9 protein-coding genes are annotated in these 14,589 nt (G+C 68.3%); 8 read left to right on the top strand and 1 reads right to left on the bottom strand.

All coding sequences use genetic code 11. The features are described 5' to 3' along the window. Positions 1–68 precede the first annotated feature (68 nt). Positions 69–911 carry a helix-turn-helix transcriptional regulator gene (locus tag ACTWQN_RS01780; RefSeq protein ID WP_443201508.1) on the bottom strand — a complete coding sequence of 281 codons (843 nt, stop codon included), beginning with the start codon at positions 909–911 and terminating at the stop codon, positions 69–71. A 399-nt stretch (positions 912–1,310) separates the two neighbouring features. Here ACTWQN_RS01780 and ACTWQN_RS01775 point away from each other — a divergent pair, with 399 nt between their 5' ends. From ACTWQN_RS01775 to fxsT, 8 genes are all read left to right on the top strand, one after another. Then, entirely contained in the window at positions 1,311–2,918 is a 1,608-nt protein-coding gene (locus ACTWQN_RS01775; RefSeq protein ID WP_443201507.1) for a tannase/feruloyl esterase family alpha/beta hydrolase, read from the top strand. Positions 2,919–3,124: 206 nt separating this feature from the next. Beyond that, positions 3,125–3,844, top strand: coding sequence for a hypothetical protein (locus ACTWQN_RS01770; protein ID WP_443201506.1), 720 nt, complete (start codon positions 3,125–3,127; stop codon positions 3,842–3,844). 158 nt (positions 3,845–4,002) lie between these two features. Continuing rightward, positions 4,003–5,586 (top strand): alkaline phosphatase D family protein, encoded by a 1,584-nt coding sequence (locus tag ACTWQN_RS01765; protein ID WP_443201505.1) that lies wholly within the window; start codon positions 4,003–4,005, stop codon positions 5,584–5,586. 186 nt (positions 5,587–5,772) lie between these two features. Beyond that, a complete protein-coding gene (locus ACTWQN_RS01760) occupies positions 5,773–6,462 on the top strand; it encodes a Crp/Fnr family transcriptional regulator (protein WP_443201504.1) in 690 nt (229 codons plus the stop codon). Between the two features lie 102 nt (positions 6,463–6,564). Next, a complete protein-coding gene (locus ACTWQN_RS01755) occupies positions 6,565–6,834 on the top strand; it encodes a hypothetical protein (protein WP_443201503.1) in 270 nt (89 codons plus the stop codon). Between the two features lie 301 nt (positions 6,835–7,135). After that, positions 7,136–8,920 (top strand): VMAP-C domain-containing protein, encoded by a 1,785-nt coding sequence (locus tag ACTWQN_RS01750; RefSeq protein WP_443201502.1) that lies wholly within the window; start codon positions 7,136–7,138, stop codon positions 8,918–8,920. Positions 8,921–8,924: 4 nt separating this feature from the next. After that, a complete protein-coding gene (locus ACTWQN_RS01745) occupies positions 8,925–10,061 on the top strand; it encodes an AAA family ATPase (protein WP_443201501.1) in 1,137 nt (378 codons plus the stop codon). A 1-nt stretch (position 10,062) separates the two neighbouring features. Then, positions 10,063–14,586: an FxSxx-COOH system tetratricopeptide repeat protein gene (fxsT, locus tag ACTWQN_RS01740; protein ID WP_443201500.1), complete on the top strand. Its 4,524-nt coding sequence runs from the start codon at positions 10,063–10,065 to the stop codon at positions 14,584–14,586. Positions 14,587–14,589: the final 3 nt, after the last annotated feature.

Raw genomic sequence — 14,589 nt, 5'->3', positions numbered from 1 at the left:
CGGCACGGCAGCCACGTTAGTAGCCGGTGAGCAGCTCGGCGACCGTCGGGTGACGCTGTCGGTGTACGTCACCGCCTGGGTTCGCGCTGGTCGGCGACGACGGACAGCAGTTGGAGTTTCTCGTGGCTCTCGCTACCCGGCGACGCGGTGTAGACCACCAGCAGTTGGGACTGGTCGGGGTCGATCAGGGTTTGGCAGTGCAGTTCGAGCAGGCCGAGCCGCGGGTGCTGGATGCGTTTCGGCGGGCAGTACGCGTCGGTGACCGGGTGCTCGCGCCAGATCGCGGCGAATTCCGGGCTCTTGGTGAGCAGGGCGTCGACGATCCCGGCCGCGCGGGATTCCTTGCCGTCGTGCGTGTACATGCGGTGCAGGTTCGCCACGATCAGCCTGGTGTAGCTGGGGTGGTCCTCCTCGGGGTAGATCGACCGCGCCGCCGGGTCGGTGAACCACCGGTAGTGCAGGCTGCGCGCGAACCCCGTGTAGGCGGTCTCGTCGCCCAGCAGCGCCACCGACAGCCGGGTCTGCCGCAAGGTCTCCCCGAGGTAGGTCACGACCTGGGCGGCTGCGCCTTCGAGACCGTCGAAGATGCGCATCATCCCCGGGTTGATGTGCTCGGTGCGCGCGGCGCGCAGCGGGTTGGCGTAACCAGCCAGGCGGAACAGGTGGTCGCGCTCTTCGAGGGAGAGGCGCAGACCGCGGGCGAGCGCGGCGAGCATCTGCTCCGACGGGTGCGGCCCGCGTCGCTGTTCGAGCCTGATGTAGTAATCGATGGACATATCGGACAGCACGGCGACTTCTTCGCGGCGCAGCCCGGCCGTCCGGCGCCGTCCGCCGCGGGGCAGCCCGACGTCTTCGGGTTGCAGCGCCTCCCGTCGGGAGCGCAGGAAGTCGGCGAGCCGTGCCCGGTCCACGGTGTCCACTCTCCTCCGGATCGTTGGTGAACCCCTGGCCAGCGGTGTTCCGCCAGCCGCGTCCCGGCATCGGCGACGAGGGCTGGCCGGATCCGTGCATCTGCCGATGCCGCGATCCAGCTCGCATGCCGCGTGGCGGATCCTGGGATCAGGAGTACATGTTTGCGGTCCTCCGGCGGCATCACGATCGGTTCATGAGCCCGCCAACGCAGCATGCACCAGCCCGCTGGACCGCCGTAATCGGATCGACCTGTTGAACCCGGCGCTGCGGCGTCGAGTAGTTCCTCGCGAGGGAAGTCATCCGGCGCTGACCTCCACCGGGCAGCCACTGCCGGAAACCACATCCGCCACTCGGGCGGGCTGCACCGCAAGCGGCCTGACCATCCAAATAGGACAATTATGAGACGTGTTCTCAAGTTCATCGCAGCGTTTTCGCTGCTGCCCGTGCTGCTGCCGCTGTCGGCCTGCGCCGCGGTGAGTTCCGCGAGTTCCGCACCTCGGGCGTGTTCGGCCATGTCGGTCTCCGCCCCGCCCGGCGCCGACGTGGAGTCGGTGACGGCCATCCGGCAGGAAGGCGGCACCGTGACGTTCCCGGTCCAGCCGCCCGCGCCCGCACCGCCGCCGCCCATCACCGGCGTCCCGGCGTACTGCGACATCACGGTCACCCTCAACCATCCCGGCGCCAACGACCACGCGCGCGTCAAGATCCTGCTGCCGGAAACCGGTTGGACGGGCCGTTTCCAGGCGGTCGGCGGCAGCGGCTACGCGGCTGGCGATTTCGGAGCGTCCCTGGTCGCCGCGGTGCGCAACGGCTATGCCGCGGCGTCCACCGACGCGGGTGTCACCTTGTCGTTCCTCGACACCAGTGCGTGGGCGTTGACCCCGGACGGGCAGGTCAACCTCCCGCTGCTGCAGAACTTCGCCTCCCGGTCGCAGCACGACCTGGCGGTCGTCGGCAAGGAGGTGACCGCCAAGTTCTACGGCCGTCCAGCTGCCTACTCGTACTGGAACGGGTGTTCAACGGGCGGGCGGCAGGGTTATCTGGCGGCCCAGCGCTATCCCGACGATTTCGACGGCATCCTCGCCTACGCGCCCGCCATCAACTGGGATCGGTTCGCGGTCGCCACGCTGTGGCCGCAGGTGGTGATGAACCAGGAACACAACTTTCCCACCGCCTGCGAGTTCGCCGCGTTCAAGGACGCGGCCGTGCAGGCCTGCGACGCTCGCGACGGCGTCGCCGACGGCATCATCGGCCAACCGCAGACCTGCGACTACGACCCGCGCCAGCTCATCGGCAAGACGATCGTCTGCGACGGCGAGCAGGTGACCATCTCGGCGGCGGACGCCGACGTGGTCCGCAAGATCTGGGACGGACCCCAGCCGCTGTGGTACGGACTGCCCAAGGGGGCGGATTTCGGCGGACTGGCCGCCACCGTCACCGCTCCGGACGGAACCATGTCGGCACCCGGTTTCCCGATCGCCAAGAACTGGGTCCAGACCTTCCTGGAGCGGCAGCCCGAGTTCGACACCGCCACCATCACCTACCGCCGGTTCACCGAGCTCTTCCAGCAGTCCCAGCAGGAGTACAACGGCATCATCGGCACCGACGATCCGGACCTCTCCGCGTTTCGGAAGGCGGGCGGGAAGATGATCAGCTGGCATGGCCTCGCCGATACGCTGATCCCGCCGCAGGGCACGATCGACTACCGCCAGCGGGTGACGCAGGCCATGGGCGGCACCAACCGGGTCGACAGCTTCTACCGGCTGTTCCTGGCGCCGGGCGTCGCGCACTGCGGTGGCGGCAGCGGTCCGGTGCCCACCGACGCGCTCGGTGCGCTGGTGAACTGGGTCGAACACGAGCAGGCGCCGGACACCCTGCCCGCCGCCGTCACCGACACCACGGGCAAGACCACCACCCGCGACCTGTGCCGCTACCCGCGGGTCTCCAGGTATCTCGGACACGGTGACCCCGATGCGGCCGCCAGCTACCGCTGCGGCGCGCCCTGACGACCGCGTCTCCCGTGCCGCTGACGAACTGATGCGCCGACACCCCGGCTGGCCGACGCCAGCTGGGGTGTCGTGCTGGAAGAACGTCCCCGGGTATCCCATAACCACGTCGTTGAACTGGTAAGTTGCATACAAAGACTGACAGTGCGGGCGGCCGCCGCGACTTGATGCTGGTGGAACGCCTGCTCGGACCGAGGGAGACCGGGATGACCGATCTGCTGGATGCGGTTCTCGCCGCGCACGGTGGTGTGCGTCGGTGGCACGAGCTGTCGTCGGTGCGCGCGTCGATCGTCACCGGTGGTCAGCTGTTCGGGAAGAAAGGCCAGCCGCAGGATCCGGCGCCCCGGCGGATGACCGTCGCTCTGCACCGGCAGTGGGCCTCGGTCCAGCCGTTCGGCGCCCCGGACCAGCGGACCAGCTTCAGCCCGCATCGGGTGGCGATCGAGAAGCTGGACGGGCGGGTCGTCGCCGAACGCCTCGATCCGGCGTCCTCGTTCGCCGGGCACGGCTCGGGCACCTCGTGGGATCCGCTGCACCGGGCGTTCTTCAACGGCTACGCCGTGTGGACGTATCTGACCTCTCCGTTCCTGCTGGCCATGCCGGGGTTCTCGGTGGTCGAGGCCGATCCGCTCGAAGCCGACGGCGAGACCTGGCGCTGCCTGCGCGCGACGTTCCCGCCGGAGGTGGTGAGCCACAGCGCGGTGCAGGATCTCTACTTCGGCGCGGATTTCCTGCTGCGCCGCCACGACTACCAGGGCGAACTGGTCGGCGGCGGTTCCGCCGCGCAGTACGTGCACGACTACGTCGAGGCCGACGGCATCCGCCTGCCGACCAAGCGGCGAGCCTACCTGCGCGACGACACGGGCCGTCCCGACTTCGACGCGTTGATGGTGTCGATCGATTTCGCCGACGTGCGGTTCGAATAGCGCCGCGGCTGCGCCGCCCCCGCAGCTATCCCGTTGGTACATCGGGCGATCAACGGCGATTCTCCTGCCGTCCATCTGGCGAAACTAGCGTTTGTCCGCCTTTCCTCCTCCGTGCCGAAGCCCTCCGGGGCCGGAGCACACTGCCGAAAAGGTGGCACATGCCAGAGAATTCCGACCCCCGTGAATCAACCCCGTCCCGCCGCCAGGTCCTGTTGGCCGGAACGGCCGCCATCGGCGCGGCAGCGCTGGGCACCACCGGTCTCGGTGCCGCGGCGAACGCCGCCCCCGCCGGGGCTGGCGGTCCGGCGATCCGTGCGCCGTTCGCGCTCGGGGTGGCTTCCGGCGATCCACTGCCGGACGGCGTGGTGTTGTGGACCCGCCTGGCTCCCGAACCGCTCGCCGAAGACGGTCTCGGCGGCATGCCCGCTCGGATCGTTCCGGTGCAGTGGCAGGTGGCCGCGGACGAGAAGTTCCGCAACATCGTGGCCGCTGGGGCTGAGCTCGCCCGGCCGGAATCCGCGCACTCGGTGCACGTCGAGGTGTCGGGGCTGCGTCCCGGCGCCGAGTACTTCTACCGCTTCCGGACCGGTGGCGAGCTCAGCCCGGTCGGCCGCACGAAGACCGCCCCGCGCTTGGGCGCCCGCCTCGACAGGTTCTCGTTCGCCTTCGCCAGCTGCCAGAACTACCCCGACGGCTTCTACAACGCCTACGCCCACATGGCCGAGGAAGACCTCGACCTCGTCGCCTTCCTCGGCGACTACATCTACGAGGGCGACGCGGCAGGCAGCATCGGGCGCGCGCACGTGCCCGCGCGGGAGATCTTCACCCTCGCCGACTACCGCACCCGGCTCGGCCAGTACAAGTCCGACCCGAACCTGCAGGCCGCGCACGCGGCCTTCCCGTGGGCGGTCGTCTTCGACGATCACGAGGTGGAGAACAACTGGGCCGGGGACATCTCGCAGGTCGACACCGAGCCCGACCAGGACCCGGCGGTCTTCCGCCAGCGCCGCGCCCAAGCGTTCCAGGCCTACTACGAGCACATGCCGCTGCGCCGCGCCCAGCGGCCGTCAGGCCCCGGCATCCGCATCCACCGCCGGTTGACCTTCGGTGACCTGGTGGACGTCCACCTGCTCGACACCCGCCAGTACCGCAGCGACCAGGTCCCGGCCGACCAGCGGGCGGACCCCTCGCGCACCATCCTGGGCGCCGACCAGCGCGAGTGGCTGTTGCGCGGCCTGGCCGGTCGGACCGCGCGCTGGAACGTCCTGGCGCAGCAGGTGTTCTTCTCGCAGCGCGACTTCACCGCGGGCGACGCCGATTCCTTCAGCGACGACGCCTGGGACAACTACCTGGTGGAGCGCAACCTGGTGCGCGACCGGCTGGCCGAGGCGTCCAACCCGGTGGTGATCACCGGCGACGTGCACGCCAACTACGCCGCGGACATCAAGGCAGACTTCGACGACCCGGCCTCGGCGACCGTGGGCAGCGAACTGATCGGCACGTCCATCACCTCGGGCGGCAACGGGACCGACCAGAACGCCGGCGATCTGGTCCAGCTGCAGGAGAATCCGCACATCAAGTTCATCAACCGCAATCGCGGCTACGTCCGCAACGTCATCACCGCCACGGAGTGGACGGCCGACTACCGCATCGTGGACTACGTCAACACCGCCGGTGCCCCGATCCGCGACCGAGCCCGCTTCGTGATCGAGAACGGCAAACCAGGCCCTCAGCTGGCCTGACCACGCAGCCGAGTGCGCAACCGAGCCACGGCCCGGTTGCGCACTCCCCTTCCAGCGCAGCCGAACCAGGAGACCGCCATTCGGAGGGCCGCCACCTGCGTTTCATCGACCGCTTTCGGACGGTTGTTGGATGCCTGCGGAATGAGCATTCTTGGTATACCGAGATCATTCCTGACAGGGGCGGGTATGGGCGAACCTCAAGACCAGCCGAGCCCGCACCGCGGCACGTTCTGGGCGATGCTGGATCCGGCCGAGCAGGCGCTGATGCGGCGGGCTGGCACGGTTCGGAGGTTCGAGCCAGGTGAATCTCTTTGCAGGCAGGGGGATTCGTCCCGGCACGTCTACGTCCTGCTGATGGGCAGCATCGAGATCGTCACCGACGTCGCCACCGGGTACGAAGGCGTGCTCGCCGTTCGCGGTCCAGGTGACATCGTGGGGGAGTTCGCGGCGTTGGACGGCAAACCGCGCTCGGCGACGATGCGGGCGCTCGATCCCGTCGAGGCCATCGTCGTGCCCGCCGAACGGTTCACCGCGCTGTGCCAGGCCAGATCTCGGCTCGCGTGGACGGTGCTGCGCGTGATCGTGGAGCGGTTGCGGGAGATCAGCCACCAACGGGCGGAGCACGGCGGTCGCATGGTCGAACAACGCGTGGCGGCCCTGCTGGTCGACCTCGCGGGACGGTACGGGGTGACGGCGGGGGACGGGGTCACGATCTCGATACCACTCACCCAGAAGAGCATGGCCGGTCTGGTCGCGGCGTCCCGCGAGTCGGTGGTGCGGGTGCTGGCCGCCTTGCGGCGGCAACGTCTGATCAAGACGGGGCGCCGACAGGTGACGATCCTCCGCCTGGAGGAGCTGAAGCGGCTCGTTTCCTGAATCCTCGAACGCTTTTCGGCGAATGAGTCAGGTGACGCACTAGGCGGCGGCGGTTTGCCGTACATGTCTGTCATGGACCTTTTGAGGAGGAGGTTGACGGACATGACGAGAAGCCGTTCGTCGCACCGCGTTCGCCCGGATGCTCCAGGTACGACGTCGGTGCCCGCCGCGTCGGGGGTGGAGACCGCCAGGCGCCATCGTCGGAGGCGGAGCCCGACGACGCTGTTCTACAGCGCGATGTTCACCGTCGTGCAGGTGTGGGCGCTGATCGTTCTCCTGGTGCACCTCCAGCCCGAGGGCGTGATCAAGGTGGCGCTCGCCAGCGTGATGGCCGCTGCGGTGATAGCGGTCATCACGGCGTGGCAGGAGTAGTGGCCACCGCTGATCGGAGTGAGCTGCTCAGCGGCAGCTTGCTCGACTGGTGGAATGTGGTGCCGCCAGGTGGCTTTCCGCGCGCCGCCGCCCGGCCGCTTGACGAGCAGGCGGCAGACGTCGATGGACCACCCGGAGGCATGCGCACCGCCAGACCGAAGATCAAACGGGTCATCTCCAAGGGCCTACTGTCGCGATACAGTGCGTAGTAGGCCGATGTGTTGCGCCGGGCCGTTGCCAGTTCTGATGGGAGTCGCGGGGGGAAACGGCGCACGGGTATCGCGGGTTGGGAGGGGGTCTCATGCCGCAGTACTCAGAGGCACAATTCCGGAACATCGTGCTGGTCGATGTCGCGAGCTTCAGCGATTCGCGCCGGAAGTCCCTCGGTCAGCTAGCTGTGCATCGCAGTCTTGAGGAGTTGCTGGAGCAGGCGTTCGACGAGGCAGGCGTCGGATGGAGTTCCTGCGAGGTGGAGGATCGCGGCGACGGAAAGATAATCCTGGTGCCACCGGAGATCCCCAGGATTCGGTTGGCCGATCAGCTGTGGAACAGGCTGCTCGCCGGACTGCGCCGGCACAACGCGGTGCATTCCGCCGCGGCGGTCATGCAACTCAGGGTCGCGTTGCACGCTGGCGATGTCCGGCTGAGTCCCAATGGCAAGGTCAGCCCGGCGATCAATTTCGCGGCCCGCATCCTCGACGCGCAGGACGCGAAGAAGTCGTTGGCGAGCACGAGAAGCGCGTTGGCCCTGATCGCGTCGGAAGACTTCTTCCGGAACGTGATCGAGCAGGACCACGCGGCCGAGCCCGACCTGTTCCGACAGATTTCCGTGGTGGTCAAGGAAACCAGCGCCGTCGCGTGGTTGCGCCTGTTCGATGCCGCCCGGTCAGTGGACGCGGTGAGTTCCACCGAGTCGAGCACACCGCAGGGCGTGCTCGACCTGTTGCCCGCCAGTGAGCTGAACCAGCTGCGGGATTCGCTGCACGAGGTCGTCGTCCCGCAACTACCCACGCTGTTGCGCCGAGCCGCTGGTCCCGGCGTGCCACCCGCACCGCCCGACGCGAGTGCATGGGATGTCCTCGCGCACCTGGCGGATTTCAACGCGGGTGCGGACGGTTTCCCGCCAGCGTTGTCCTTCGTCGAACTCCTGGCGCGGCAGGTCGGCGACAGCGCGCTGCGCGTTCGGCTTCGGGAGTGGAACGACGCGCAGGCCAGGCGTCTCCAGCTCAGCTCCGAGCTCGCGAAGCTCCGGGAGGCTGGCTCCGAGCCGATCTCGGCCGGTACCCGGCTGCACCTGATGATCGTCGTGCAACACGACGGGATCGACCCGGACCATTTCGTGATTTCCCATTGGCGGCAGGACGATCCGGAAGAATGGCCACCCGCGCGCGGCGAAATCCGAACGGTCCGGGTCGACGAGATCGAGCGGCGGGTCGATGAGCTGGTGATCGACGCCGAGCGCGCGTGGCGCGGCCACGCCGGGACGGTGGCCCTGGAGGTGGTTCTGCCGCGAGCGCTGCTGAACCTTCCCGTCCACCTGTGGCGAAAGGAGCAGGAGTCCGGGGTTCCCCGTCCGCTGTGCCTGGACTACCCGGTCGTGGTGCGTTCGCTGGAACGGATGAGGTCGGATCACTGGCACCGGGTGTGGAACCGGCGGTGGCAGATGTTGCGCGACGATCCGTGGACGGCGGAGGTCCATTTCGCCCGCCCGGCGAGTCCGGACAACCCGCACGCCGTCGCCGCCGTGCTGGAGCGGGAGCAGCGGTGCGCGGCGATCGTGCTCACCGCTGCGCCGCGCCCGGAGCCCCGCAGCGGTGACCAGTTGATTTCCGCGCTGCAGTCCGGGTTGCCAGCCGTGCTGTGGCATCGTCGCGACGCGGATTCGGCGAGCTTGCGGGCGATCGTCGAATGGCTGGCCGACGAGGGTGGCTTGGGCGATCTGGCCATCCGGACCCAGACCCTCCGGCGGGATGCGCATCTCGATTCACCTTCACCTACTCCGTTCGACGTGAATGCGGTGCAGGAAATGGTTGTGCTGTGGGATGATCCGGGACGTTTGCTGACTCTCGACGAACTCGCGGGCTAGGCCGATGGACATCGACGAGCACCACGACGGCGGCGCGGCACAGCGGCAGTCGCCGAGTTTCGGCACGCCGGGCTGGTGGATCTACCGGGGCACCGGCCGACCGCTGCGCGACATCCGGCTGACCGAACTGCTGCCCGCTCCGCCGCCCTGGCGGGATTTCCGCGGCGGCCCGCTGGCCGACCGCGACGCACCCCCGCCGGACGACGGTGAGGCCCGGCGGCGACTCGGTGCCGAGTCGCACCTGTCCGACCGCGATGTCGACCCGCACGAGGTGGACATGGTGAACGCGGCGCTGTACTTGCGCCGCCCGTTGCTGGTCACCGGCCGACCCGGCACCGGGAAGTCGAGCCTGGCCTTCCGCATCGCCCGGGAGCTGGGACTCGGCCGGGTGCTGAGGTGGCCGATCACCAGCAGCACCAAGTTGAAAGCGGGCCTGTACGCCTACGACGCGATAGGACGCGCGCAGGCGGCCGCGACGCGCCAGGCGTTGGCGCGGTGGGGCGTGGACGCCGACACCCCACCGCCAACCGCGGACCGTGCGATGTCCGTCGCCGAACCACCGGTGGGTGAATTCCTGCGGCTCGGACCGTTGGGCACCGCATTCCTGCCCGCCGAACTCCCTCGCGTGCTGCTGATCGACGAGCTGGACAAGAGCGAGGTGGACCTGCCGAACGACCTGTTGAGCATCTTCGAGGACGGCCAGTTCACCATTCCGGAACTGGAGCGGATGCGGGACCGATCACCTGAGGTGTCCGTGTTGGCCGATGACCCCGGTAGGACGGCGACCGTCGTCGACGGCCGGGTGAGTTGCCGTGCTTTTCCGATGGTCGTGATCACCAGCAACGGGGAGCGGGAATTCCCCGAGGCGTTCCTGCGCCGCTGCCTCCGGTTGACGATCAGGGAGCCCAACACCGAGCAACTCGCCGCGATGGTGGCGGCGCATCTGGCCGGTTCCGATGACGAGCAGCGGCAGCGGATGGTCCAGGAATTCCTCGACCGCGCCGCGGACGGTGGCGGCCTGCCCGCCGACAAACTGCTGGACGCGGTTTACCTGGCGACCTCAGGCGCCTACCGCGACGACGACGATTCGTGGTCGCGGCTGCTGGACGCGTTGTGGCGGCAACTGAACTCGGTAACGTGACGTGCGCGCCGGAGGTGACGAGCAGTCGGCAGGTCGCGCCCAGCTGGCGGGACGGATGCCCGGCGACTCTGCGGCCACCCCGAGCCGCGCAGCCGGTGACCTGGTCTGGTCCGATGTCGCCGATGCCGTCTGGCTGACCGCCGCCACCCAGTACGCCTGGGGACGACACCGAGGCAACGACCTCGCCCAACCCCCTGGCGAAGAACAACGCGATCCAGGCCCGCCGGACGTCGAACGCCCGGACCCCGCGGTCGAATCAGGCCGCCACGACCCACTATCGACCGAACAGCGGTCCAGCCAGCGCGACGACGCGGGCTACAGTTCTGAACAGCACACCGCCGCACAGCACGACGACAACGTCGGTGCCGGGTCGACGGCAAGTCGGTCGGCCGAGACGTCGGAACCCGTCAGCGGCACAACCATTCGGCTCGACAACACCGCACGACCGAGGTTTAGCCCACCGGCCGCCGGGCCGAACATCGCCCGCGCGCTCCGGCCGCTCAAACGCCAGGTTCCATCCCCGCACGCGGAGGATGCGCTCCTCGACGAGGAGGCGACCGCGGAGCGGGCCGTTGAAGATGGGCTGTGGTTGCCGATGACCCGGCCGAACATGACGCGCTGGCTGGATTTGACGCTGGTCGTGGACACCAGCCCGTCCATGGCGCTGTGGCGGTCGACGATCAACGCGGTCGTCACCTCGTTGGAACGGCTCGGCGCGTTCCGCTCGATCCAGCGACGCGTGCTGGACACCCGCCAAACCCCGCGGTTGCGCGGCGGCACAGCGGAAACGCCCATCCGCAGCCCTGCCGAACTGAACGATTCGTCTGGTCGACGGGTCGTTCTCATCCTCACCGACGGCGTCGGCGAATGCTGGCGACAAGGTTTGATCTCGCCGCTGCTCGCGCAGTGGGGTGAGTCGATGTCGGTGGCCGTCGCACATCTGCTGCCGCAGCGGCTCTGGCGCCGCGGCGGCTTGCGGCCGCAGCGCGCGAGGGTGACCGCGACACGCGCGGTGGCGCCGAATCGACAGTGGACGGTGGAGCTACCGGACGCATGGCTGGACCCCGACCCAGTTCCGGCCAACGCGGTCGCCGTGCCGATCCTGGAACTGGAAACGAGCGGGCTGACCCGTTGGGCGCAGTTGGTCGCAGGCGCCCGGACGCAATCCGCCAACGCGATGGTGGTTTTCGCCCGTGCTCGCTCGCCACAGCCGACCGAGGGCCAAGCCCCTGCCCGTGCTGAGAGCGACGGTGCCCCGTCGCCTCGGCAGCGCGTCACGAGCTTCCTGAGCACGGCATCCCCGCAGGCCTTCCGGCTCGCGACCTTGTTGGCCGCGGTGCCCGTCAGCGTGCCGGTCGCCCGGCTGGTCCAGGCCGAACTCGTGCCGGGCTCCGATCCCGCTCACGTGGCCGAGGTGTTCACCAGCGGACTGCTCCAGCCGGTCGAGGGTGCCGACGCGGAAAGCTGGGAGACCGCCGCCTTCGATTTCGACCAGTCAGTCCGGGAAATCCTGCTCAGCGGCGGACGCCGCTCGGAGACGGCGCACGTCGTGCGTCTCGTCGCTGATGCTTTTGCCGATCGCCTCGTCGGTGCCAGCCAACTCCGCGACGCCCTGGGAAATCCGGACGCGACGCCGATCCCCGGTCCATCGCCGGGAGCGTCCGTCGAGATCGAGCGGACTCTGATGCGTGCTCTTTCCGGTCCATACCTCGCTCGCGCGCAAAAGCTGAGCGAAGCCCTCCTCGGTGAAGAACGCTCTCAAGTAGAAGCCACTCCTTCGGAGGAAACCGGCGGTCTCAGTTCAACCACGTCGGCGTCCGATACTTTCAGTAGCAATGGAACTACGGTGAGTGAGACGATGGCGATTCAGAGCACCGAATCAACGAATGACCCACAACCATCGGTCCGCGCCTCGGACGACTCGCCGCTGCGGGTGGTGGCGTCGACCGAGATGGGCGAGACTGCGACTGGCGCGGAGGATCCGGCCAGTCCACCATCCACTGTGGCCGCCCGAATTCTCCGCGAGCGGCAGCCGGATGACGTCCCGCCGATATGGGGTGACATACCGCCGCGCAATCCGATCTTCACCGGCCGCGAGGAGCCGCTTGCGGAGTTGGACAATCGGCTGACGGCTGGCGGCGCCGCCGCGATCCTCCCCGCGGCGCTGCACGGCATGGGCGGCATCGGCAAAACCCAGCTCGCCGTCGAGTACATCTACCGCCACTTGCGGGACTACGACCTGGTGTGGTGGGTCGAGGCCGGGCAGTCGTCCCAGATCCGCGCCGGACTCACCGAACTGGCCAAGGCGCTGCGCCTGCCCGGAAGCGCCGAAGCCAACACGGCGGTGCCCGCAGTGCGGGAGGCGCTCCGGCGCGGTCACCCCATTCGAAGATGGCTGCTGGTATTCGACGCTGCCGAGAGCCCGGAGGCGGTACGCCCCTTCTTCCCGGCCAACGGGCCGGGGGAAATCTTGATCACATCCCGAAATCCCGACTGGGCCGAAGTCGCTCGCCCTTTGGAGGTCACACTGTTCGAGAGGGCGGAAAGCAAGGAGTTGTTGCGCAGCCGCGGCCCGGAGATCACTGATGCGGAGGCCGACGCGCTGGCCGACAAGCTGGGGGACTTGCCGCTGGCCATCGCGCAAGCCGCCGCCTGGCGCGCGGAGACCGGCATGCCGATCAGCGAATACCTGCGGGTGTTCGACGAGAAGGTCGCCGAGATCCTCGACGCGTCGGCCACCAACGACTACGAGGTGTCGCTCGCCGCGGCTTGGAACGTCTCGTTCGACCAGTTGGAGTCCCGCAACCCAGCTGCGCACCAACTCTTGCAGGTGTGCGCGTTCTTCGCGCCGGAACCGATTTCCCGCAGCTTGTTCACCGGCGTTCGCGGCACGTCGATCTCGCCGGAGCTGGACGCCGCGCTGCGCGATCCGATCCGGCTCGGTCGAGCTATTCGCGACATCAACAGGTTCGGCCTGGCGAAGATCGACCATCGCAATGACACGCTCCAGCTGCACCGGCTGGTGCAACTGGTCCTCCGCGACCGGATGTCACCGCAGCGCCGAGCGGAAATGCGGCACGGTGCCCATCTGCTGCTGGCCAACCTCAATCCGAACGACCCGGCCGCGCCGACGCAATGGCCGAGATATCAAGCCATCCTGCCGCACGCGTACGCATCGGAAATCCTGGAATGCGATGACCCCTGGGTGCGGCAGCTGGTCATCGACCTGATCGAGTACCTGTACTTCTGGGGCGACCACGAGGAGTGCGCGGCGCTGGGCCAGCGTGCTATCGACGTGTGGTCAGAGACGCTGGCGGAGACCGACTCGCAGCTGCTCCAAGTGGCTGGCAGGTTGGGCTTCTACCTGTGGACCCTCGGCCGGTACGCGGATGCTGCGGCGCTCAACGAGCGAACCTTGGCCCTGCGCCAGCAGACCTCCGGTGAGAACAGCGAGGAAACGCTGGTCGCGGAGCTCAGCGTCGCGTTCGACCTGAAGGCCAAGGGTGAATTCTTGGTAGCCCGGGACATGAACGACGAAACCTACCGCAAGGCCAAGGGGCTTTACGGCGAGGACGATCCGGTCACCCTGGGCGCCGCGCACGATCTGGCCGTGAGCCTGCGACTGTCCGGGGACTACCGTCGGGCGCGGGAGTTGGACGAGGACACCTCTCGGCGGCAGGTTGAGGTCCGCGGCTTCGACAGCGCCCCGGCCAACCACTCGTACGCCGGGTTGATTCTGGACCGTCTTGAGTTGGGCGACTACGCCTGGGCGCATGGCGAACTGGAACGCCTCGCCGACCGCTGTCGGCAACTGTTCGGCGAGGACAAGGCAATAACCCTGCAACGCCAGCACCAGTTGTCCATCGCCGCCCGCAAGAACGGTGACCACCAGGCAGCGTTGGAACTGTCCGGGCATGCGCTGGAACGGTTCCGCTTCCGCTATGGCGCTGATCACCCGAACACCATGGTTTGTGCGATATCGCATTCCATCGATCTCCGGCAGACCGGTGAGCTGCAGGCCGCTCGCAGGCTCAACGAAGACACCTTCGACCGGTTCCGCCGCAACCTGGGGGAGAACCACCCGCACACCCTTTCCGCGGCCGTCGACCTGGCGGTGACGCTCCGACTGCTCGGTGAGCCGGGCAGCGCACGGCAACTCGACGAACGATCCGCCGAGCAGTTTCGAACGATGTTCGGCCCGGATCAGCCGCACGCCCTGGTGGCCGCGATCAACCTGGCCAGCGACGTGGCGGCGCTCGGCGAGGTCGAGACGGCCCTGAACCTGAGCGGCCAGATGGTGCAACGAGCGGAACTGGCGCTCGGAGTCGATCATCCCACTACGATCGCGGCCACCCACAACCTGTCTCTCGACCTCCGCGCCGCGGATCGCGCCGAAGAGGCGGAGTCCAAACATGCCGACGTGCTGAGCCGCTACCGCAGAGTGCTCGGTGAAGCGCATCCGGCCGTGCTGGCTGCGGTCAGCGGCAATCGAGCTGACTGCGACATCGACCCCGCGCCGCTGTGATTT

The sequence above is a fragment of the Saccharopolyspora antiqui genome (genome assembly GCF_052246905.1).
Taxonomy (GTDB): domain Bacteria; phylum Actinomycetota; class Actinomycetes; order Mycobacteriales; family Pseudonocardiaceae; genus Saccharopolyspora.
This window is presented reverse-complemented; position numbering and strand designations above follow the sequence as displayed.

Coding starts and splice junctions, on each gene's coding strand:
- ACTWQN_RS01775 (WP_443201507.1), top strand. CDS start 1,311: ATGAGACGTGTTCTCAAGTTCATCGCAGCGTTTTCGCTGCTGCCCGTG.
- ACTWQN_RS01770 (WP_443201506.1), top strand. CDS start 3,125: ATGACCGATCTGCTGGATGCGGTTCTCGCCGCGCACGGTGGTGTGCGT.
- ACTWQN_RS01765 (WP_443201505.1), top strand. CDS start 4,003: ATGCCAGAGAATTCCGACCCCCGTGAATCAACCCCGTCCCGCCGCCAG.
- ACTWQN_RS01760 (WP_443201504.1), top strand. CDS start 5,773: ATGGGCGAACCTCAAGACCAGCCGAGCCCGCACCGCGGCACGTTCTGG.
- ACTWQN_RS01755 (WP_443201503.1), top strand. CDS start 6,565: ATGACGAGAAGCCGTTCGTCGCACCGCGTTCGCCCGGATGCTCCAGGT.
- ACTWQN_RS01750 (WP_443201502.1), top strand. CDS start 7,136: ATGCCGCAGTACTCAGAGGCACAATTCCGGAACATCGTGCTGGTCGAT.
- ACTWQN_RS01745 (WP_443201501.1), top strand. CDS start 8,925: ATGGACATCGACGAGCACCACGACGGCGGCGCGGCACAGCGGCAGTCG.